General features: G+C 48.9%; 17 protein-coding genes and 1 tRNA gene. 10 read left to right on the forward strand and 8 right to left on the reverse strand.

The genetic code is table 11. The features are described 5' to 3' along the window. Positions 1-266: 266 nt before the first annotated feature. Positions 267-353, reverse strand: a tRNA-Leu gene (locus K0504_RS17535). Between the two features lie 284 nt (positions 354-637). On the opposite strand from K0504_RS17535, the gene K0504_RS17540 reads away from it, so the two are divergent. Continuing rightward, positions 638-1,123: an RDD family protein gene (locus tag K0504_RS17540; RefSeq protein ID WP_220105465.1), complete on the forward strand. Its 486-nt coding sequence runs from the start codon at positions 638-640 to the stop codon at positions 1,121-1,123. 5 nt (positions 1,124-1,128) lie between these two features. Here K0504_RS17540 and lptG read toward each other — a convergent pair whose 3' ends face one another. Then, positions 1,129-2,193: an LPS export ABC transporter permease LptG gene (gene lptG / locus K0504_RS17545; protein WP_220105466.1), complete on the reverse strand. Its 1,065-nt coding sequence runs from the start codon at positions 2,191-2,193 to the stop codon at positions 1,129-1,131. Further along, the gene (gene lptF, locus K0504_RS17550; protein ID WP_220105467.1) at positions 2,193-3,305 is read right to left on the reverse strand and encodes an LPS export ABC transporter permease LptF; all 1,113 of its coding nucleotides are present in this window, start codon (positions 3,303-3,305) and stop codon (positions 2,193-2,195) included. Before lptF ends, lptG begins: the two co-directional genes overlap by 1 nt. A 237-nt stretch (positions 3,306-3,542) precedes the next feature. On the opposite strand from lptF, the gene pepA reads away from it, so the two are divergent. From pepA to K0504_RS17565, 3 genes are read left to right on the forward strand one after another with little or no spacing between them, the layout of a single operon-like run. Next, positions 3,543-5,045, forward strand: a complete 1,503-nt coding sequence (gene pepA / locus K0504_RS17555) for a leucyl aminopeptidase (RefSeq protein WP_220105468.1) — start codon at positions 3,543-3,545, stop codon at positions 5,043-5,045. Beyond that, complete coding sequence (locus tag K0504_RS17560; RefSeq protein ID WP_220105469.1) at positions 5,046-5,510, forward strand: DNA polymerase III subunit chi; 465 nt, start codon at positions 5,046-5,048, stop codon at positions 5,508-5,510. A 28-nt stretch (positions 5,511-5,538) separates the two neighbouring features. Further along, complete coding sequence (locus tag K0504_RS17565; protein ID WP_220105470.1) at positions 5,539-8,397, forward strand: valine--tRNA ligase; 2,859 nt, start codon at positions 5,539-5,541, stop codon at positions 8,395-8,397. Positions 8,398-8,450: 53 nt separating this feature from the next. Here the strand turns inward: K0504_RS17565 and K0504_RS17570 are convergent, their stop codons facing one another. Both K0504_RS17570 and K0504_RS17575 read right to left on the reverse strand, forming a co-directional pair. Continuing rightward, complete coding sequence (locus K0504_RS17570; protein ID WP_220105471.1) at positions 8,451-9,575, reverse strand: GGDEF domain-containing protein; 1,125 nt, start codon at positions 9,573-9,575, stop codon at positions 8,451-8,453. 217 nt (positions 9,576-9,792) lie between these two features. Further along, entirely contained in the window at positions 9,793-10,209 is a 417-nt protein-coding gene (locus K0504_RS17575) for a hypothetical protein (RefSeq protein ID WP_220105472.1), read from the reverse strand. Positions 10,210-10,563: 354 nt separating this feature from the next. Between K0504_RS17575 and K0504_RS17580 the strand changes: the two genes are divergently transcribed. Both K0504_RS17580 and K0504_RS17585 read left to right on the forward strand, forming a co-directional pair. Beyond that, a complete protein-coding gene (locus tag K0504_RS17580) occupies positions 10,564-12,681 on the forward strand; it encodes a polysaccharide lyase family 7 protein (protein WP_220105473.1) in 2,118 nt (705 codons plus the stop codon). 104 nt (positions 12,682-12,785) lie between these two features. Further along, on the forward strand, positions 12,786-13,559 hold the full coding sequence (locus K0504_RS17585; RefSeq protein WP_220105474.1) for an AAC(3) family N-acetyltransferase: 774 nt from the start codon (positions 12,786-12,788) through the stop codon (positions 13,557-13,559). On the opposite strand, the gene K0504_RS17590 is transcribed toward K0504_RS17585, so the two are convergent. Further along, positions 13,556-14,494, reverse strand: a complete 939-nt coding sequence (locus K0504_RS17590) for an ElyC/SanA/YdcF family protein (protein ID WP_220105475.1) — start codon at positions 14,492-14,494, stop codon at positions 13,556-13,558. The two genes, K0504_RS17585 and K0504_RS17590, sit on opposite strands and share 4 nt — an antisense overlap. A gap of 196 nt (positions 14,495-14,690) precedes the next feature. On the opposite strand from K0504_RS17590, the gene K0504_RS17595 reads away from it, so the two are divergent. After that, entirely contained in the window at positions 14,691-15,539 is an 849-nt protein-coding gene (locus K0504_RS17595) for a DNA ligase (protein ID WP_220105476.1), read from the forward strand. 6 nt (positions 15,540-15,545) lie between these two features. Here the strand turns inward: K0504_RS17595 and K0504_RS17600 are convergent, their stop codons facing one another. Beyond that, positions 15,546-16,703, reverse strand: coding sequence for a tetratricopeptide repeat protein (locus tag K0504_RS17600; RefSeq protein ID WP_220105477.1), 1,158 nt, complete (start codon positions 16,701-16,703; stop codon positions 15,546-15,548). A gap of 126 nt (positions 16,704-16,829) precedes the next feature. On the opposite strand from K0504_RS17600, the gene K0504_RS17605 reads away from it, so the two are divergent. Beyond that, positions 16,830-17,561, forward strand: coding sequence for a phosphatase (locus K0504_RS17605; RefSeq protein ID WP_220105478.1), 732 nt, complete (start codon positions 16,830-16,832; stop codon positions 17,559-17,561). A gap of 24 nt (positions 17,562-17,585) precedes the next feature. Here K0504_RS17605 and K0504_RS17610 read toward each other — a convergent pair whose 3' ends face one another. After that, positions 17,586-18,461 (reverse strand): helix-turn-helix domain-containing protein, encoded by an 876-nt coding sequence (locus K0504_RS17610; RefSeq protein ID WP_220105479.1) that lies wholly within the window; start codon positions 18,459-18,461, stop codon positions 17,586-17,588. A gap of 178 nt (positions 18,462-18,639) precedes the next feature. On the opposite strand from K0504_RS17610, the gene K0504_RS17615 reads away from it, so the two are divergent. Further along, positions 18,640-19,992, forward strand: a complete 1,353-nt coding sequence (locus tag K0504_RS17615; RefSeq protein WP_220105480.1) for an MATE family efflux transporter — start codon at positions 18,640-18,642, stop codon at positions 19,990-19,992. Positions 19,993-20,165: 173 nt separating this feature from the next. Further along, positions 20,166-21,956, forward strand: a complete 1,791-nt coding sequence (locus K0504_RS17620; protein ID WP_220105481.1) for an AMP-dependent synthetase/ligase — start codon at positions 20,166-20,168, stop codon at positions 21,954-21,956. Positions 21,957-22,107: the final 151 nt, after the last annotated feature.

The following is a 22,107-nucleotide window of genomic DNA, read 5'->3' on the forward strand; positions in this document are numbered from 1 at the left end:
CTATACATTAGTTAAATTTTTAAAAGCAAAGGGATGGGAACAGCAACGTGCAACTCGCTGGCAGGGGATATTTCCAGATAATTGTCAGGGGCTAATTTCGCGGTGTGGCACTAACTTAATAGATAATCAAGCGGGCATGACTTTAGCCGCGGTCATGCAAGCATGGGGATACTGTTTTATGAGCCTAATAGGAATAATACGAGAGAAACTAAATGGGGCGCCAAAAGCAAAAAGCCCCGCTCATTTCTGAGCAGGGCTTCGGAATATGGTACCAGAGGGCGGACTTGAACCGCCACGCCCGTGAAGGCAACGGATTTTGAATCCGTCATGTCTACCAATTTCATCACTCTGGCATGATTGTTTCGACATTGAATTTCAACGCCACCTCAATCAAGGTGGGCGCCATTATATCGTTAAGTTTCGAGCTGACAAGCCCCTAACTAAAAAAAATGTCGGTTCGGTTACAGCTACCTCGTTGAGTGCTTATTTGTTATGCAAATCCGACAGGATTTTGGTTGTTTAAGCACGTGTACCTTAACAGAATGCTTAACAAGGTCTCGTCCTCGGCCACTGGCAGCTACATCGGTCGATTAATGCTTGCTACAATGCGATTTTTATTAAGCCATTGAAGACTCACATGCGCCCTACGTACCCACCTGCCACTTTTGTTCGTCGCTTTGCTGCCATTGTTTACGATAGTTTGTTAGCCGCCTCGATTTGGGTCAGTGCGCATATTATTGGCTTTATCATCGTGGCCATTAGCGCGCAGTTCGGTTGGCCAGATTTGACGAGCCATAATGGCGATATTGGCTCTTACTTAATGAGCCAAGCGTGGTATTCGCTCTACTTGATTAGCGCCGTGGCCATATTTTTCATGTGGTTCTGGACCCACGGCGGCCAAACCCTCGGCATGAAGGCTTGGCGGCTACGTATTCAAAATGACGACGGCACACCGATTCACCCGCGCCAGGCTGTGGTGCGTGTTTGCTTTGCGCTTGGTGGCTTAGGGAATTTGTTGATGCTGGTGGATTGGAAAAACAAAAAGGCGCTGCACGACCGCCTTTCTGATTCCGTTGTGGTGACTTTGCCAAAGGGCGAGAACCGCCCTTTACCCCGCCACTAAACGATCTAGCTTCGCCTCAACAAGTAAATCGCAAAGCCTAAAAACAGCAGTGACGGCAACGCAGCAGATATAACTGGTGGCACGGCAAAGACCACAGTCATTGGTCCAAATAGCTGATCGGCAATGTGAAAGGCAAAACCGGCAATCACTCCGAGAATAATTCGCGCGCCCATGGTGACGGTGCGCAGTGGGCCGAAGATAAATGACAAAGCCAGCAGCATCATGGTTGCCACCGCCAACGGCTTGAGCATTTTGCGCCACATCGCTAATTCATAACGAGTCGAATCTTGGCGACCGGCTCGCAAGTAGTCCACATAATCCATTAAACCACTAATTGGTAGGGCGTCGGGCTTAATCGATACCACACTCAACTTGCTGGGAGTTAACGTACTCTGCCACTGCCCTGTGTCGGTGTGCTGAGTATTAATGGCAGAGTCGGACAAACGGGTGTGATGAACATCATTGACCAGCCAACTGCCTTCTTGATATGTGGCGTCGCGGAAATGAAAGACTTCAGTGAGGCTATTGTTTTCATCGAAGTGATATTGAGTCACGCTATGCAGTTCATCGGCGTCGAGCACTGAGCCAATATAGACAAAACTATCGCCATCTTTAGCCCAAGTACCTGAGCGGCTCGACAAAATACTGCCGCCAGAAATTGCAGACGACTTCAATTCTTTCGCAAAACGCTCACTTGCAGGCACGCCCCATTCACCAATCATCATCATGACAATCGCCAGTGGAATCGCCGTTTTTAGCACTGAATTGGAGATATTAAGCTTGCTCAAACCGGACGATTGCATCACCACCAGTTCGCTATGAGAAGCCAACATGCCAAGGCCAACTAGCGCGCCCATTAAGGCGCAAACTGGGAAGAATATTTCCAAGTCACGCGGCGCTGAAAACAGCATATAAAGCACCGCATCAACAATATCGTAATTCCCTTTCCCGACATGTTTAAGCTGCTGCACGAAGCGGATCAGCGATGACAAGCCAACCAGCACCAGTAACACCAAGCTCGTTGTGCCAAGTAATGTGCGGCCGATGTGGCGATCAACAATGGAATACATTAGTTACGCCTCCACATCATCAATTTGCTTTTAATGCGAGCACCGCTTTTGCGACCGCTGATCAACAGTCCAACCGCCACGGAAAGGCCAATACAATGGACCCACCAGAGCCCTAACCAACTGGGCACAGCGCCACTTTGTAAGGCTTTTCGGCCAGCCATCAGCAAAATGAAATAGGCCAGATAAAGCAAAATGGCGGGGAGCATTTTAGCGAACGCGCCCTGTCGAGGGTTTACCACCGACAACGGCACCGCCAATAACGTCAGAATAGGAATTGCCAGCGGCAAAGCTATTCGCCAATGCAGCTCAGCAATGTAGTCGGGATCGTCACTGTTGAACAAATCGGATGTTGCCACCGCATCAAGTTTGCGGCGTTTACGCTCAGAGACCTGCGCTTTGGCATCAATGGTATAAGTGTCAAAGGTGATGCGATTGTAGTCTTGTTGGCTTGGCGCCCCTTCGTAACGTTCGCCTTTAGACAACTCGAGATTGACCGAGCCGTCATCTTGCTCTTTCAGTACGCCTTTCTCGGCCAGCACCAAACTACCACGTTCATTGGCATTCCAGTTTTCTGGCATCTGAGCAACAAACACTTTGTCGAGTTGATTACCGCGCTTGCTGATTTCCTCAACAAAAATAACGGTTTTGCCGTCTTTACTTTGACGGAACCGACCTTCCACCAACGCTTGTACATTGGTATCAGCTTCAGCTTGCTCTAGTAATTGTAATTCGCGCTCTTTACTAACGGGCACCAAGTAGACGGTTAAGAAAGCCGTTACAACGGTGATCACCGCCGCTAATATCAGGGTGACTCGAGTGACATACCATTCACTAACACCGGTCGCTTGAAGCACCACCATTTCACTTTGCACATACATGCGCCCTAATGCGATCAAAATACCCAAAAACAGGCCTAATGGCAGCACCATAGTCGCTAAGGCAGGAACATTTAGACTGAGCAATTGAAATAGAATTGCCCCGGCAATTTTGCCTTCAGAGGCATCCGCGAGAATAGAAACCAGCTCACGGCTAATAAAAACCACCATCAACACGCTGAATACAGCAAGCGTTGACTTCAAAACTTCAATGAGTAGAAAGCGAAATACAATCAAGGTTTGTTCCTGACTGATAAATGTGTCATTTTTAGTGCCTGAGGATACAATTTGCGATAAAGCTCAGGTTTTTACTAAAATTTGCTAGTAAGCCTGCTTAGCTCGCATTATCAATAGAAAAGCTCAAAAAGAGTACTTTTCTTCGCCAGCTTGTTGCGGTTAATTCGACCAAGCAATCACGCAGGCGCTGATTATCCAACAAATAGAATTATAAGTCTTTAAATAATAGGAGCATCCATGGAGTTCAGTGTAAAAAGTGGCAGCCCCGAAAAACAACGCAGTGCCTGCATTGTTGTCGGAGTGTTTGATCCAAGACGATTAACGCCGGTTGCTGAACAGCTCGATAAAATCAGTGATGGCTACCTGTCCAACCTATTACGTCGCGGTGACCTTGAAGGTAAACCGGGGCAAATGCTGCTGCTTCATCAAGTACCAAACATTCTCAGCGAACGTGTTTTGCTGGTTGGTTGTGGTAAAGAACGTGAACTCGATGAGCGTCAGTACAAGCAAATCATCGCTAAAACCATCAGCACACTAAATGAAACCGGCTCAATGGAGGCCGTTTGTTTCTTGTCTGAGTTGCACGTCAAAGGTCGCGACACTTATTGGAAAGTTCGCCAAGCTGTAGAAACAACACAAGATTCGCTATACAGCTTTGACCAACTGAAAACGAAAAAAGGCGAAACTCGCCGACCTCTGCGCAAAATCACCTTCAATGTGCCAACCCGCCGTGATTTGCCTGCAGGTGAAAAAGCCATCCAACATGGCTTGGCCGTGGCTGCCGGTGTTCTTGCTTGTAAAGATGTGGCGAACATGCCACCCAACATCTGCAACCCAGAGTACTTAGCGGAGCAAGCCAAACAGCTTGATAACGACTACGACAACGTGACCACGGAAGTCATTGGCGAAGCACAAATGGAAAAGCTGGGCATGACTAGCTACCTCGCGGTTGGCCGCGGCAGTGCTAATGAATCCAAGATGTCCGTGATTCACTATAACGGTGCCGAAGAAGATACTGCTCCGGTTGTACTTGTGGGTAAAGGCCTGACCTTTGATTCCGGTGGTATATCTCTAAAACCGGGTGCAGGCATGGACGAAATGAAGTTCGATATGGGCGGCGCCGCCGGTGTTTACGGCACCATGAAAGCGCTGGCTGAATTGAATCTGCCCATTAACGTCATCGGTATTCTGGCTGGCTGTGAAAACATGCCAGGTGGCCGAGCGTATCGTCCGGGTGATGTGCTCACCACCATGTCGGGCCAAACCGTTGAAGTATTAAATACTGATGCCGAAGGCCGCTTGGTTCTGTGTGATGCCCTCACTTATGTTGAGCGCTTTGACCCAGAATGTGTGATTGATGTGGCCACCCTGACAGGTGCTTGCGTAGTTGCCTTGGGCGCCCATGCAACGGGCTTGCTGAGTAACCACAACCCATTAGCGCATGAGCTAGAAAATGCTTCAACCCAAAGTGGCGACCGCGCTTGGCGCTTGCCATTGTGGGAAGATTACCAAGAGCAGCTCGATAGCCCGTTTGCCGACATGGCCAACATCGGCGGCAAAGCTGCCGGTACGATTACCGCAGGTTGTTTCTTAAGCCGCTTTACCAAAAAGTTCCATTGGGCTCACTTGGATATTGCCGGCACCGCATGGCGCTCAGGTAAGAACAAAGGTTCAACCGGTCGTCCGGTTTCCATGTTGACCCAGTTCCTGCTGACCCGAGCGCAGCAGACTGAGGAATAAGTGGCAGCCAGTGCTCATTTTGTCCTGATGGACGAAGCGCAAACCGAGGAGCAGACCGACGCGTCTGCTCCTTTGCGTTTGGCTGCTCGGTTAACCGGGCAACTTCAAACTCGCAATTTAAAGCTGCATTTGCTGGTTGATAGTAGCGAGCAAGCCGCACTGCTTGATGACTTATTGTTTTCTGCGCCATTAACGCAGTTTGTACCCCACGCCCAAAGCCAGTTTGCACCTCGATATGGCGCACCAGTGATGATCAGCACTGAAGAGCCAACAAATTTTGTTCCGGTGTTGCTCAATCTGTCTGCCAAAGGGCCGTCGAATACTGTAAAATGCCGCCACATTCTTGACCTTGTGCCCAGCCAACCGGAACTGAAACAACAAGCGCGAGACAGGTATCGCCTGTATCAGCGTTACGGATTGGCTCCAACCACAGGTCCCGAGCAGCAATTGCCTGCATTCAATTAATTTAGAAATTACTAAAACGAACTACGTCATGGAAAAAACTTTCAATCCAAACGCGGTTGAGCGCGCCATGTATCAGGCATGGGAAGAAAAAGGCTATTTCAAGCCACATGGTGACACCAGCAAAGAAAGCTACTGCATCATGATCCCGCCGCCAAATGTCACTGGCAGCCTACACATGGGCCACGCTTTCCAAGACACCATCATGGATACCTTAATCCGTTACCAACGCATGCAAGGCAAAAACACCTTGTGGCAAGTGGGAACCGATCATGCGGGTATTGCCACACAAATGGTGGTTGAGCGCAAAATTGCTGCCGAAGAAGACAAAACCAAGCACGATTACGGCCGCGAGGCATTTCTCGAAAAAGTTTGGGATTGGAAAGGCGAAAGTGGCGGCACCATCACCAAGCAATTACGTCGTTTGGGCTCGTCAGTGGATTGGGAGCGCGAGCGCTTCACCATGGACGAAGGCTTGTCGAAAGCCGTACTTGAGGTATTCGTTCGCCTCTATAAAGAAGATTTAATTTATCGCGGCAAGCGTTTAGTCAACTGGGATCCAAAACTGCACACCGCCATCTCTGATCTCGAAGTGGAAAACAAAGACAAGAAAGGCCACATGTGGCACTTCCGTTATCCGCTGGCTGATGGCATTCAAACCGCTGATGGCAAAGACTACATTGTGGTTGCTACTACGCGGCCAGAAACCATGTTGGGTGATACCGGCGTAGCGGTTAATCCAGACGATCCGCGTTACAAAGATCTGATTGGCAAATTCATTGAGCTGCCGTTGGTTGGTCGCCGTATTCCAATTGTGGGCGACGAGCATGCCGATATGGATAAAGGCACAGGCTGCGTGAAAATCACCCCAGCTCACGACTTTAACGATTATGAAGTGGGTAAACGTCATCAGTTACCGATGATCAATATCCTCACCATTGACGCAGCAATTCGCGCCGAAGCCGAAGTATTCAATACCAAAGGCGAACCATCGGACGCTTACAGTACCGAACTGCCTGCTGACTATGCTGGCATGGATCGCTTTGCGGCCCGCAAAGCCATCGTTGCGCGCTTTGACGAACTCGGCCTGCTAGATGAAATTAAAGATCACGAACTGACCGTGCCTTACGGCGATCGCGGCGGCGTCGTGATTGAGCCAATGCTAACCGACCAATGGTATGTGCGTGCCGATGTATTGGCCAAGCCTGCCGTTGAAGCCGTTGAAAATGGCGACATTGAGTTTGTGCCAAAACAATACGAGAACATGTACTTCTCTTGGATGCGCGACATTCAAGATTGGTGTATTTCCCGTCAGCTTTGGTGGGGCCACCGCATTCCTGCATGGTACGACGACAACGGTGATGTTTATGTCGGTCGTACGGAAGAAGAAGTTCGTGCCGAGCATGGCTTAGCCGATGACGTGAAACTGTCGCAAGACGAAGACGTACTCGATACTTGGTTCAGCTCCGCGTTATGGACATTCTCGACGCTGGGTTGGCCAGACAATACCGACGCACTGAAGACTTTTCACCCAACGTCAACCTTGGTGACAGGTTTTGACATCATTTTCTTCTGGGTTGCTCGCATGATCATGATGACCATGCACTTCATGAAAGATGAAGACGGTAAACCACAAGTGCCATTTAAAACGGTTTACGTCACCGGCTTAATCCGTGATGAAAACGGCGACAAGATGTCGAAGTCGAAAGGCAATGTGCTTGATCCGCTCGATATGGTCGACGGTATCGACTTAGAAAGCTTGGTACAAAAACGCACTGGCAACATGATGCAGCCCAAGCTGGCCGCCAAAATTGAAAAAAATACCCGCAAAGCCTTTGGCGATGGCATTGAGGCGCACGGTACTGATGCATTGCGTTTCACCTTGGCCGCCATGGCGTCTACCGGTCGCGACATCAATTGGGATATGTCACGCCTCGAAGGTTACCGCAACTTCTGCAACAAACTTTGGAACGCCAGCCGTTACGTGTTGATGAACACCCAAGAGCAAGATTGCGGCTTTGGTGACAACACGGCGATGGAATTCAGCTTGGCAGATCGCTGGATCATCGGCCGCTTTAATCAAACGGTAAAAGATGTTCGTGAAGCACTCGACAGCTATCGTTTCGACATGGCCGCCAACGCCCTGTACGAATTTACTTGGAATCAGTTCTGTGACTGGTACTTAGAGCTGACTAAACCTGCTTTGCAATCAGGCTCAGAAGCCGAGCTTCGTGGCACCCGCCACACCTTGGTTTCCGTATTGGAGAAATTGCTTCGCCTGATGCATCCATTGATGCCGTTTATTACCGAAGAAATTTGGCAGCAAGTGAAAGTCTTGGTTGGCAACGAAGCGGATTCCATCATGCTCGAAGCCTACCCAAGCTTTGATGAAAGTCAGATCGATGAGCAGTCGGTCGTTGATTTAGAGTGGGTTAAACAATTTGTTGTTGCCATTCGTAACGTTCGTGGTGAATTGGGGATCTCTCCAAGCAAAGGCTTAAACTGTCTGCTTCGCAATGTTGATGCCGACGCCAACCATCGATTGGATGAAAACCTAACCTTCTTAAAAGCGATGGCCAATGTTGAGTCCATCGAGATCCCTGCTGCCGATGCTACTTTACCTATGTCAACGACTCAGTTGGTGGGCGAAATGGAAGTCATGATCCCTATGGCTGGCTTGATCGACGTAGATGCTGAGATTGCTCGCATCAGCAAACAACTTGAGAAAATGCAAAAAGATGCGGCACGCATCGAAGGCAAACTCAGTAACCAAGGCTTTGTTGCGAAAGCGCCAGAAGCGGTTGTTGCTAAAGAAAAAGAAAAACTAGCTGAAGCCAAGCGCGATGTCGCTAAGCTCGAAACTCAAATCGAGCAGTTAAAAACCTTGTAATTCGCTCTGGCTAAACCCAAAAAGGCGACTGTAATAGTCGCCTTTTTTATTGGCTAGTTGATGGCTTCTGCCTGGCTGGTAGCTCTAATACAATTCTTTCCTGCCGCCTTGGCAGCATAAACGCCCTCATCAGCTAGCTTTAAGAGTACTTTGTAGTCTGCATCCACCGGCGCTATTGCAGCAATACCAACACTGATGCTCCCCTGCCAAGGCTCGCCATCAGTTGCCACTTGTAGCTTACAAACAGCTTGATGAACTTTACCTGCAACCTTATGCAGTCCTTCGGTATCCGTATTAGGGCACAACACCAAGAATTCATCACCGCCGAGGCGACAGACCAGATCGTCATTACGCACTGAGCTTGCCAAGGTGTTAGCGAGGCTAACTAAGACCTGATCGCCCGCATCGTGACCGTAGGTGTCATTCACTTGTTTAAAATGATCGGCATCGATCATCATGCAAGCAACGTGCTGCTGATGCGCTAACGCATCCAACCACATCTGATTTAACGCTTGCATCGCCCGGCGACGATTTGGCAACGAGGTGAGCATATCGGTTAACGATAGCTGCTCGAGGTGTTGATTGGCTTGATACAAGGCTTCGGTACGCTCTTGCACCTTTTGCTCCAAGGTTTGGTTAAGTTGAACCAACTCTCGATTACGTTGTGAAACTTGTTCAAACAAGGCATTCATGGCTGACAGCAAAGGAGCGGTTGCTCGGTCTTTGCTACGCTCTTCCGCGTCAAATGCTTGCTGCGGTGACAGGCCTTGTTGTATCAGTTCAATTTGCTGCGCCATGTTCTGATCTTGGCCAAGAATATGGTAGGCCAACCAGCGAACCAAAAATTCCATCAAATAACGCGCGTTGGCGGCACCGTTAAGGCTCAACTCTTGCTGTAGCGCATCAACTTCGTGAAGAAATTGCTGATGGGCTAGAACATGTTGTGTGAGATGCCGGTCGTCAATTTGCCATTTGGCCATGACGCCCTCTTCATCGCAAAAATGATAAGCCGTGTAGTTTTTCAATTGGGCCAGCAGTGGCATCAATTCAGCCTCTGAGCTTTCACCCTCGGAGAGCAAATCACCCAGCTGATTCACCAATGCAACAAGCTGTTGATGTTGACTGTCGACACTATCAATGCCAGTGACGAAATTGCTGCTCCATTGAAACGATTGCATCGAATTGACCTACCTGTTTGTTGGCTCAGTGCTACAGCTGAACGACCGGAGAAACCCTGATAGTAACAAAAGCCCAGACAGGGTCATTTGTAACGCTTTCGAGATGTGACTTACCGCAACGGATGATTGTACTGGCTCTCATGGCCCAAAAGACCTAGGCTTTTAGGCACAAAAAAACGACCCGTAGGTCGTTTTTTAGCATGGGGTTCGCGGTAATTTATTTCGCTTTGTAAACCGCTTCACCGTCTTGCTCTTGTGTTTCAGCAGCTTCTTTTTTCACCAGTGCGTCAAGCGTGGCTTTGCGAGCGCCTAAGTCTTTTGCTGAAGCCCAGCCGCCGTTGGCTTGCAGTTCAGCAAAAGCTTTCGCTTGCGCGTCGGTTAAACCTGCAGGCGCAGCTGACTCAGCTTTAGGCGCAGGCTTTTCGGCCACTTTCGGTGCTGCTTTTTTGACGGCAGCAAGTTTAGCTTTGGCAACAGGTGCGGCCGCTGTAACCTTGTCAGCTGCGGCATTGCGGTAGGCATCAAAGACTCTGCCACGCGGCAAAGTATTACCTTTGCTAACTTGTTGCAGTGCCCAGCTTTGCTCAGCTTTCATTGGAGTTTGCCCTTCAGAGGCTAGATTTTGTTGTGACATTGGCTTAGTACTTCGCTTTTAGTTGTTGCGCGGTTTTTACTCAAAGGAGCATGCACTCACCGCATATCCACTTAGTTATTTTCTAATGTGGTCCTGACTGAAGTCATTTAGACCGGTCGAGGATGGTACCAACTTTCTGTTAATTTGCTACCAAATCACGGTAACGGTAGGGAAATGAAGGCTAAATCTTAGATCTGCATCAGCAACTGGCTGCAAAACTGGTCAAACGGAATGACCAAAGCTAACAAACCAAAATGCAACACCCTCCGTATAAATTGGTTTTACACAATTACAATATTGACTTTACAGGATAGAATGTGTCGAATTTTGTCCAGCAGTCCGGATTAATTAACCATGAAATTATACAGCCGTCAGGCCCTAATCGTTTTACCAGCGCTTATCGTGCTTTCCGCTTGTGGCGGAGGTGGTTCTTCAGGCAGCACACCGACAACGCCTTCGAACAATGCCCCTGTGGCCGGTTCAAATGCATTCTCCATGGACGAAGACGGCTCGCTGACGTTGAGCCAATCACAATTACTTGAGGGTGCATCCGACGCTGACGGTGATGATTTAACCGTGTCCGATTTAGCCTCTAGCGACACTGACATCAGTATAAGTGACAACGGTGACGGTAGTTTCACGATCACCCCTGCTGCGGACTATAACGCCAGCGGCATTGCATTGACCTTTAATTTATCGGACGGCAGCGATACTGTCAGAGGCTCAGCAACACTCGATATTGCCCCTGTAAATGACTTGCCAACCGCTTCTGATTTGGACTTTAGCATGTCAGAAGATGGCAGCCTAACGTTCACAGACAGCCAGTTGTTGGCCGTCGCAGATGACGTTGACGGTGATACGTTATCCATTACCGACGTGAGCTACTCCGGTAGCGATGGCATGCTGGTTGATAACAACGACGGCAGCTACACTTTCTCGCCTGATACTGGCTTTAGCGGCACAGTAACACTTGCATTTACCGTGAGCGACGGCACCGCAACAGCCACTGCCAATATCAATGTCACGGTTGTTGAAGCGACCGACCCAAGCGAATGTACGACCACAACCCTCACTGCTGCTTATGATGACGGCAGCAACGATGGCAATGGCCCAGAAAATGCGATTGATGGTGACACTTCAGACGGTTCGCGCTGGGCGTCGGAAGGCGATGGCAAGTGGCTTATTGTCGACCTTGGCGACGCTTACTTCATCGATGAAATCCGCACGGCTTGGTACAACTCAACCACTCGTACTGCATATTTTGACCTGCAATATTCGCTGAACGGCTCTGATTGGACCGACTTAGCACTCGATCAAGAATCAACATTAGGCAACGCCGGTTTTGATGCCACAGATGTTGATCCGAATGTTGATGGTCGTTACGTGCGTTTAGTGGGGCACGGTAATTCTGACGACAGCAACGGTTGGAACAGTCTGCGCGAAATTGAAGTTTCGAATTGTGGGTTGTCAGGCTCAAATGATGAGGAAATTGTTCTTCCTGAGCCCGATCCAGGTGACGGCTCCGAGCCGGGTGATGTAGTTGATACGCCTGCTGGCACGCCATCGGCAGTATTGGATTACTCGCACCTAGACAATTCCGTTGCACCGTCTGATAACTTTGATTTGACGCGCTGGTATATCAGCGTACCAACCGATACTGACAACAATGGCAAGTCAGACAGCATCTATGAAAATGCACTCAGCTCTGGCTACGAAAATGACGACTTTTTCTTCACTGCAGCTGACGGTGGTATGAAGTTCATTTGCCCAATTGATGGTTATAAAACATGGACCAACACGACTTACACGCGGGTTGAACTTCGCGGCATGTTGCGCGCCGGTGATACCAGCATTTCGACGCAGGGCGTCAACGAAAACAACTGGGTATTTAGCTCAGCGCCAACTGCAGCACAAAATGCCGCTGGCGGTGTTGATGGCACCTTGAAAGCTACTTTGGCTGTTAACCATGTCACCAACATCCGCGAAGATGGCAATGACTACAATGTGGGTCGCATCGTCATTGGTCAAATTCACGCCGATGAAGATGAGCCTATTCGCTTGTACTACCGCAAGCTGCCAGAAAACACCAAAGGCTCCATTTACTTCGCCCATGAGCCTACCGACGCCACTGGTTACAGTGAGTTGTGGGTTGATTTGGTTGGTTCGCGCAGCAGCACTGCGGATGATCCTGAAGACGGCATCGCACTAGACGAAAAATTCAGCTACGAAATCAACGTGGTTGGCAATGTTCTAAGCGTTAGCATTTTGCGTGATGGCAAAGATACAGTCACTAAGTCCATCAGCATGAACGGCAGCGGCTATGATATTGCAGATGATTACATGTACTTCAAAGCCGGCATCTACATGGCTGATAAGCTGCAACAAGATGTTGATGATTATGCTGATTCAGATCCACGCCCAGATGAATACGCTGAAGCAACCTTCTACGCATTAGAAGCGACTCATAACTAATTCACGTTAACGTATTAAAAAGCCCGGCTATTGCCGGGCTTTTTTGTCGCTCGCGTTGGCTGAATTAAGGCTAAACTTGCCACATTCATCGAGCGAGTCCTCATATGCATACCTATCAATCGCTTCAGCACGACCTCATGGAACTCGGTATCAAAACAACCGACACCTTAATGGTCCATTCCTCAATGAAAGCCATAGGTAACGTGGCAGGTGGCGCAGATACCGTACTTGATGCCCTATCAGACACAGTCAACCAAGGGCTGCTTCTGCTGCCCACACATACGTGGCAAACATGGAACTGCCCAGATCATATCTTTGATCCAGCCAGCGAGCCGTCTTGTGTTGGGATTCTTGGTGAGCTATTTCGCCAACGCGATGGCGTTGTGCGGTCGTGGCACCCTACTCATTCAATTGCGGCGTTAGGGCAGCAAGCTAGTCGCTATATTTATGGCGAACAGTGGTGTCGCTCACCCGGCCCTAAAATTGGTTGCTGGGGCCGACTAGCGGCAGTAAAGGCGAAAATTCTATTTCTCGGAGCCAGTCTCAAAACTAACACCTTTTTACATAGTGTTGAGGAGTGGTACGAAATTCCAAATAGATTGGCAGACAAACCAACGCTCTACCGAATTAGAACCCCGCAAGGACATTTGATCGATTGTCCGCAACACAAACACTTCAGTTCATGCGGGGATGTTTCCCAGCACTACGACAAAGTCTTACCGCAATTGTTAGAACGAGGAGTGGCGATACGCGGACAAGTTGGCGATGCAGAAAGCTATTTATGCGATGCCGCCGCGATGGCGGATATCGTCGGGCAGTGGTTGAAACAAGATGCCACACTGTTCGATGACAGCACGCCGCTTACCAACATGGCCTAACCGTCTGAATTGACGTTCGTTGCACTCTCGTCAGACGGTTCTAAAGTATCGTGCACAGGCTCAGTTGCCGGAGTGTTAGCGTCATCTCCTTTGGGATCAGCAACCGGGCTAGGCATTAAGTCGAGCGGAGGTGGTGGTGTCGGCTTTTCATCATCAGCGCCAAAGATCCCTTGCAACGTGACCAGTGCATTGCCCATGGTGGCATACCAAGCTCGCTCTGAGTTGTACAAATTAGACGCTTTGGGGATCCATTCTCGCCAGCTGGATTGTTGGCCCGATGGTGCTCGAATCAAATGCTCAGACGGCGCGGCTATGACGCTAATACCGTGGCGAGCAAAGACTCGAACGGCTCGCTTCATATGAGATGCAGAGGTCACCAATACTGGCGGATTAGGGCCAAGTAATTTCTTCACTGCAATGGCTTCAGTGTCGGTGTCCCGTGCCACAGGGCTCAGTACAATGGCGGTTTCGGGCACGCCCAACGCCATTAAAAGATTTGCGCCCATCTCGGCATTACTGAGCTGGCCAAAGCGAGTTTTACCGCCCGACAAGATCAGTTTGGAGTCTGGATGCTGACGCCAGATCCGCATGGCTTCGATTAATCGGATGGACGAGCAAGGGTGTAGTTGAGACGAAACCGGCAGCTGGGGATCTTCGATGCCAAAGCAGCCAAGTACGATAATTTGTTCAACCGGCCATTCCTGCTGTTGTGTATAGGCTGGATATAGCCCTTCATAACGCAGCAGCCAAGATGAAGCGACAGGGTAAAGACTTAAGGTCCCAGTGAGGAGCCAACCGATAGTCAGCGGCCAGCGAACCCAGCGCGATGTATCAGAAAACCAAGCCGCGACCAGCGCACAGGTAAACAGCAGCATGCCAATAGGCATTGGTGCTACTAAGGTTCCGACCAGTTTTTTGATTACAAAAAAGTCCATGCCCATCCTATGGCTCAGTGCGGTATGACTTCAAGATTACAACTCATTGTCTTGTATTGGAATAACCCACGCAAGCTTGACGAAGAAGCGGATGGCAATAGTTTGCGGCAGCTGACAGAAATTGAGCCTCAAAACACAGGAGTACAAAAAACGTACTAATCTAATGGTGTGAGTCACAATCAAGGAGGATTAACTCATGCTAAAAAGCCCTACCCTTACCCTAATAGGCTGCGCTTTGCTGCCAACCCCTGCTCTTCTTGCAGGTCAACATCCAGCCCCACCATTAATGCTCGCCAGTGAATACGAAGAATCGATTCAGCTCGGCAACTACCTGTTAAGTGAAAAATATGATGGCGTCAGAACATTTTGGGATGGTCAGCACTTGCTGACTCGGTCCGGCAATATTATTCACGCGCCCAAGTGGTTTACCGCGGGTTTACCCCAAATTGCTTTGGATGGTGAGTTATGGATTGGTTACGGCCAATTCAGTCAGGTCATGGCGTTACTCAATCGCCAACACTCAGCTGATGAACAATGGCAGCAGGTCACCTTTAAAGTCTTTGATTTACCAACGATACGGGCGCCATTTGAAATGCGAGATAAACAGCTCGCCAAGCTTGTGGCTGAGGTTGATTTGAGTTATTTGCAAAAAGTTGAACAGCATCTAGTTCGCTCAGAACAAGACATTCGAGATGAATTAAACCGAGTGCTCAAGCGAGGCGGAGAAGGATTGATGCTGCGCCACAGAAATGGCTTGTACGAACCCAAACGAAGTCTGCAGATGCTCAAGTTAAAACCATGGCAAGATGCAGAAGCCTTAGTTATTGGCCATCAACCCGGGCAAGGAAAATATCAAGGGCAGTTGGGCGCCTTAGTGGTGCGCGGCAACGACGGTCAAATATTTAAAGTGGGGACAGGCTTTAGTGATGACGAGCGGCGCCAGCCGCCATCCATCGGCAGCGTCATCACCTATCGCTTTAGCGGTTTTACGTCACACGGAAAACCGCGGTTTGCGAGCTACTTACGGCGCCGATTACCCGAGTAATAGGGCTTACATTAATCGATTCAAGGCGGCAATCTTGCCGCCATATTTGCTGTTTTGCTCTCGTGTTGTACTCAGCTCTTGCGCTTTCATTAACGCTTCCATCGCTTCGTCATACTCACCTAGTTGAAGCAATGCACGGGCCTTACCAAAATAGAAATTATGAATATAGTCAGCCCGACGAATCGCCCTGTTATATTGCTTTAACGACTCTTTATAAGAACCATCCTTAAACGACTCTTCGGCAGAACGAGCAATTACAAACGGGCTTTCTAATTGGATTTGCTCCAGTCTCAAATCTAGCAATAATGCATCGTAGTGACGTTCTTCAGAGCGGTAGAAGTAGACCAAATTATTCAACAAGACTGGATCCATAGAATCGAGCTGCATGCCAATGTTATAAGCTTGCTCGGCCAGCTCTACATTCCCCATACGACGAAGGACAATGCCAATGAGTGAATAACTCTTGGATGCCTGCGGCTTATTATTCAGAGCATGAAACGCGAAGCTGTAAGCGAGCGGTAAGTCGCCTTGCGCTAACGCTTCTGCGGCACGGTTATGATAAAACGAGCCAACAATGTCCTCCTTACTCAGCTCGTACCGCTTGGCATACTTGAACCGATCGTTTTCACTAAAATCGATAATAAAGCCTGTGGGGCCAAACACTTTTTCGCGGTCATAGGGCAGCCGAACATAAACATTAATGTGATCACCAATGGTTTCAAATGTCTCCTGCATCTGCCAAAACAAGGGGACATCAGGCTCTAGAAAGTAAGCTTTGAGATTCAAATAATCAGCAAAGGCATGAGTCAAAATCGAATATGACAAACAGTTACCAGCACGCTCTTCAAATGTTTGCGTCACCGTAAATGTGGTCTGGTTATCATACTCAACGTAAAACCCTTCAGGAGAGCTCATCCAGTGGCGAAATTCGTCTAATACCCGATCTTGATCGATAGCGTAACGACTAAACTGGTCATCAAGGAGTTTCTTGGCGCTATCGGGCAAGGTGAATATCTGCCGCAGCGAAGGAATCTCAGCACCAAGATGATGCTCAGGTTGCGGCAAATTGAGTTGTGAAAGAGAAACCACTGGCGCTTGGTTACTTGTCGAGCTGCAAGCGACTAAGCTTAGCCATACCAACAAAATAATAGTGAGTTCACGCATGGGGGCTATACCTTTACCATGGACTCCTAATAGTATAGAAAAGCAACAATCAACAAGGCTTACGCCGGTTCACAAATTTGCTACAAACACTACAATTCTAAGCCATGCTAGTCGCAAGAGGTTGTCATGAAAATTTCGGTTGATACGCACGCCCACACCATTGCCAGCACCCATGCTTTCAGCACGATTCATGACTATCTTCAAGTTGCTAAAGAACGACAGCTCGAAGCTTTTACCATCACCGATCATGGTGTTGCCATGCCCGATAGCCCACACATCTATCACTTTGTGAATATGAAAATTTTCCCACGAGTGATGGAGGGCATTGTGGTCTTCCGAGGCATGGAAGCAAATATTCTCGATGCCGCCGGCAATTTGGATGTGCCCGATTCGCTGCTAGACAAACTTGATCTGGTGATCGCCAGTTTCCACGAGCCGGTAATTTCCCCAACTAACAAAGACGATCACACCCAAGCGTTGATTGGTGCCATTCAATCAGGAAAGTGCCAAGTTATTGGTCACCCAGGCAATCCAAGTTACCCGTTCGATTATCAAGCGGTGATCCGAGAAGCGGTAAAACACAATGTAGCCATTGAAGTGAACAACAGTTCGTTCTTAGAGTCTCGTCACGGCAGTGAACCCAACTGCCTCGGCATTTTGAAAGTCGTAAAAGAGCTAGGTTGTATGGTGAGCGTTGGCAGCGACTCACACATTAGCTATCAACTCGGCGACTTCACCAAAAGTATTGAAGCCATCAACAAAGTTGGCATTGATAGCAGCCGCATCGTCAATCTCAATTTAAACAGCTTCAAACACTTTTTAACGTTCCACAACAAATCCGTGGTCGCAGCGCTTTAACCGGTCAACTGTATGTGCTTCCCCTTAACGTCGCGCCTGTTGTTGGCGCCAATGTTGAGGTGATAGCCCCACGTGTTTTTTGAAACAATGCGAAAAACTCAAGCCATCCTCATAGCCAAGCGATTGCGCAATTTGCTTGACCGACAATTGGGAGTGAAACAGCAAGTCTTTCCCGCGTTTAACTCGTAATTGAGTAATGTGCTGCATCGGACTTAAACCGATGTATTGACGTGATAAACGGTAAAGTTGAGGCTCAGACAAATACATGCGTTTGGCCAAATCGGCCACACTCCAAGGCAAATGCAGCTGACGTTCGACGTCATCAAATAAACGCATTAACTTCACTTGTTGCTGAGGCAGTTCGCTCTGACGCTCTAACACGCGATCAAGAAAACTGAGCACCAATTGAGAGATGAGCGCTTGCTGTTGCGATGGGGCACTTTGCTGTTCAGCAGCAAATGTGGCGAGCGTCCGATCAAGCTGCCCGCCTAGCCCCGGTACCGTGACTAGTTGTTGCTGCCGTTGATGAAGAAATTGCCAGCGCTCATTGTCCGCCAACAAAAACCAGCAGGTGCGCCAGCAAGCTTGCTGTTCGAGCTCAAATAAGAACGGTTGACTCGCCGGTAACACCATCATGCTATCGGGTTCAATGATGCTGCGCCCGTGCTTCGTATGTAACACGCCACCACCCGATAAGGTCAGCAACACCGTGTGGTTATCGGGTGTTGCACGCCCGACTCGGTAGCTCGTTTTTAAAATCGAACGACCCGCTAAATTCACTCCCGCTTGCTGCAAAGTACGGTCGCCCTGGGTTGCGACAAAAACCTCCTCGCAGTCCGGGTGCAAATGCAAAATATCACGCCATTCTGTTGTGGGTTGTAGCAAACCATTAGTCGGCACCAAGATCCTCCTCAAATGATAGTTTTGAACATAACATTGATAACTATAAACCTATCCAAGAAAACCTCACAAACTATACTGCTCGCCAATATGAAGACGTTCAATAATTGAGCGCCTATCTTCATTCATAACCTTTGTACGCTATTTCACACAAGCTATTCGCTGTGAAGGACAAATCATGCAACAACCGAGTTCCTTTAGAACGAGCTTCTCGTTAGCTTGGCCAATCTCATTACAACAAGTACTCATGACAGTATTGGGAATGGTCGACGTCATGATGGTAGGCCACCTTGGTAATGCCGCAGTAGCGGCAGTGGGCTTGGGTAATCGCGTTCATTTTGTGATTTTGGTGATTTTTGCTGGCCTTGGCACCGCATTGAGTATTTTGGTGGCGCAATATTGGGGCGCAAAGAATATTCGTGGTGTTCGAAATTCCGTGTTGTTGGCGACTGTCACAGGCATAACGCTGCTGGCTCCAGTGGTCGTTTGGCTCGCTTTTGCCGCAGAGCAAGTCATTGGCTGGGGCACCACAGATCCACAAGTCATAGAACTTGGCGCCCACTACATCAGGTTAACCTTGGTTGCACTCATTTGCAGTTTAGTCTTGGTGATATTAGAAGCCGCCATGCGCAGCGTTGGTGAAGTAAAAACCCCGCTAGCCATTAGTGCTGGCGCCGTGAGCATTAATATTGCGCTAAACGCCATACTTATTTTTGGTTGGGGCAGCATTCCGGCAATGGGCGTTGCAGGCGCGGCCATTGCCACCTCTATTGCGCGCACGATTCATGTACTGGCATTGCTGGGCTTTATGTTATGGCGGCGCCACAACACCTTGCCACGGCTCGACAACTTACCGGTGCTACAGTCTGTCATCGCGTGGCGACGCTACCTGACCATGAGCTTACCGATGATGCTGAATTTTGGTATTTGGTCATCGGGCACGTTTGTTTACATCATGTTGTATGGCCGAGTCAGCACCGATGCATTAGCGATTGCAAGCTTGTTGACGCCCATCGAAGGCATGTTGTTGTCGCTATTTTTTGGCATGGCGGCAGCTAGCGCCATCATGGTGGGCCAGCGTTTGGGTGCCAACGATCATCAACAAGCTTGGGTCTTAGCCCGCAATTTTGCGCTCTACAACCCGCTGTTTGCACTATTGGTTGGCTTAGTGCTGGCACTGAACTACAAACTAATTCTGGCGCCTTACCACGATCTTGGGCAACAGACCTTAGAACAAGCGGCGCAATTGTTGTTGGTTATTGGCAGCCTCGGCTGGTTGAAAGTAACCAATATGACGCTGTCCATGGGAGTACTGCGCACCGGTGGTGAAAACCGCTATTGCCTACTTGCCGATACCTTTGGCATGTGGTGCATCGGCATTCCAATGACTTGGTTGGCCGTCCAAATGCAGTGGCCATTTTTGTGGGTGTATTTGATGGTCTATACCGAAGAAGTCACTAAGGCCATCTTATTTATACGTAAATTGGCAAGTCGAAGCTGGATGCATACCATCGCAACGACCGAACACTAAACCCACGAAGCTAACCCCAGCAGCAAAAGGCGCACGTAACCGTGCGCCTTTTGTTTTGCGCGGGGTAAAGAAATTAAGACAGTCAGCGCGCAACAATTTGGGAGAACACTTGTAAGCCAAAACAAAGATTAGTAATCTTTCGCCCCAAATTAGCCAGTAAACGATCAAATTTTATGACCTCATATCACTTAGTGGAACTCTTGCGCGAACGGATTTCGCAAAGTGGTGACAGCGAAGCCATGCGCTTTGAGCAAAATGGCAGCTGGCAATCAATTAACTGGAATCAAGTTGGCGAACAAGTACAACTGTTCGCTAAAGCGCTTATCCATGCGGGTCACTTTGAAGGTGACAAAGTCGGTATTTTCTCTCGCAACATGCCGGAGTGGACCTTTGCCGATTACGGCATTTTGGCCGCACGTGGCGTTGTGGTGCCGGTTTATCCTACCAATACGTTAGAACAGGCCCGCTATATTGTGCGTGATGCTGGCATTCACATTCTTTGTGTTGGCGAACAAGAACAATATGAACTGGCTAAAACGCTATTGGCGCAAGGCGAGATCAGCCGTATCGTTGTGTTTGATGCTGGCGTAGATATTAGCGACTGTCGCTCTTCTGTTTATTATCATGATTTCACCGCCACTGGCGATGAGGCTTCAGCCACTGAATTACAGGCTCGACGCGAACGCTGCCAAATGACCGATCTAGTGACTCTGATTTATACCTCGGGCACCACTGGCGATCCAAAAGGCGTGATGTTGGATTTCAACAATTTCGCCGCGGCCATGAAGCTGCACGATGAGCGCATTGAGCTAAACGAAAACGATGTTTCGTTATGCATGTTGCCGCTATCCCATGTGTATGAGCGTGGCTGGACCTTCTTTGCCTTGTTCCGTGGCGCCACCAATGTTTATCTTCGCGATCCAAGCCGAGTGATGGATGTGATTGAGCAAGTCAAACCATCGGTCATGTGCGCCGTTCCGCGGTTGTATGAAAAAGCTTATGCCATGATCCACAGTCGGGTATCACAGGCGCCTAAAATACGTCAGCTGATCTTCAAATGGGCTAGCAAGGTCGGGTTAGAGCGCCTCCAGCAACAACAAGATGGGCAGCAAGAGAGCTGGCTACTGGCTCAAAAATACAAGCTGGCCGACAAATTAGTTTTTGCCAAATTACGTGGCCGATTTGGTGGCAATTGCCGCTTTTTCCCCGTTGGCGGCGCGGGCCTCGATCAGGATGTTCATCGCTTTTTCCTAGCAGCCGGCATGCATTTGAAACTCGGCTACGGCATGACAGAAACCACCGCCACAGTAAGCTGCTTTAAAGACCAAGGTTATCGTCTGGGCACCGTTGGCACGCCAATGCCAGGTGTTGAAGTTAAGCTTGGCCCCGACAATGAAATATGGGTGAAGGGCGACACCGTCATGCGGGGTTACTACAACAAGCCAGAAGCCACCGCTGAAACCATCACCACTGACGGTTGGTTACGCACCGGCGATGCTGGCTATGTTAATGAGCAAGGCGATCTGGTGTTTACCGAACGTTTGAAAGAATTGATGAAAACCTCCAACGGTAAATATGTGGCACCGCAATTGGTCGAGAACACCATTGGTAAAGATCGCTTTATTGAGCAAATTGCCGTTGTGGCCGATGCCCGTAACTTTGTCTCTGCGCTAATTGTGCCGTGCTTTGAAACCCTTGAAGAATATGCAAAAGCGTTAAATTTGGCATATCAAGAGCGAATGGAGCTGGTTCGCCACCCGCAAATTATGGCCATGTTCCAAGAGCGCTTAGAAAGCTTGCAACAAAGTTTGGCGCGCTACGAGCAGGTCAAGCGATTTACCTTGTTAACCACGCCATTCTCAATGGAGCTAGGTGAAATTACGCCAACCTTGAAGCTGCGTCGTAAAGTGATTGAATCTAAGTATCAGCAAGAAATTGATGCCATGTATGCGCCAGCGCACTAAGCCTTCTCGCTAGGCTCTAGCGTTACAAACCATAAAAAAAGCCGCTTGATGCAAGCGGCTTTTTTGTTGGCGTATGTCCCGTCCTGAAATAGGTTTACACATTGGAGACCTATGATGGAAAAGCGAATTTCTTCAATAAGAAAGCGCACTC

This window comes from Neiella holothuriorum (assembly GCF_019457915.1).
In the GTDB taxonomy this organism is placed as follows: domain Bacteria; phylum Pseudomonadota; class Gammaproteobacteria; order Enterobacterales; family Neiellaceae; genus Neiella; species Neiella holothuriorum.

Bases quoted from the DNA above. Each gene is read 5' to 3' on its own strand.
- K0504_RS17600 (WP_220105477.1), bottom strand. From the start codon at position 16,703: ATGCGTGAACTCACTATTATTTTGTTGGTATGGCTAAGCTTAGTCGCT.
- K0504_RS17565 (WP_220105470.1), top strand. From the start codon at position 5,539: ATGGAAAAAACTTTCAATCCAAACGCGGTTGAGCGCGCCATGTATCAG.
- K0504_RS17620 (WP_220105481.1), top strand. From the start codon at position 20,166: ATGACCTCATATCACTTAGTGGAACTCTTGCGCGAACGGATTTCGCAA.
- pepA (WP_220105468.1), top strand. From the start codon at position 3,543: ATGGAGTTCAGTGTAAAAAGTGGCAGCCCCGAAAAACAACGCAGTGCC.
- K0504_RS17590 (WP_220105475.1), bottom strand. From the start codon at position 14,494: ATGGACTTTTTTGTAATCAAAAAACTGGTCGGAACCTTAGTAGCACCA.
- K0504_RS17570 (WP_220105471.1), bottom strand. From the start codon at position 9,575: ATGCAATCGTTTCAATGGAGCAGCAATTTCGTCACTGGCATTGATAGT.
- K0504_RS17585 (WP_220105474.1), top strand. From the start codon at position 12,786: ATGCATACCTATCAATCGCTTCAGCACGACCTCATGGAACTCGGTATC.
- K0504_RS17605 (WP_220105478.1), top strand. From the start codon at position 16,830: ATGAAAATTTCGGTTGATACGCACGCCCACACCATTGCCAGCACCCAT.
- K0504_RS17580 (WP_220105473.1), top strand. From the start codon at position 10,564: ATGAAATTATACAGCCGTCAGGCCCTAATCGTTTTACCAGCGCTTATC.
- K0504_RS17615 (WP_220105480.1), top strand. From the start codon at position 18,640: ATGCAACAACCGAGTTCCTTTAGAACGAGCTTCTCGTTAGCTTGGCCA.
- K0504_RS17540 (WP_220105465.1), top strand. From the start codon at position 638: ATGCGCCCTACGTACCCACCTGCCACTTTTGTTCGTCGCTTTGCTGCC.
- K0504_RS17595 (WP_220105476.1), top strand. From the start codon at position 14,691: ATGCTAAAAAGCCCTACCCTTACCCTAATAGGCTGCGCTTTGCTGCCA.
- K0504_RS17575 (WP_220105472.1), bottom strand. From the start codon at position 10,209: ATGTCACAACAAAATCTAGCCTCTGAAGGGCAAACTCCAATGAAAGCT.
- lptG (WP_220105466.1), bottom strand. From the start codon at position 2,193: ATGTATTCCATTGTTGATCGCCACATCGGCCGCACATTACTTGGCACA.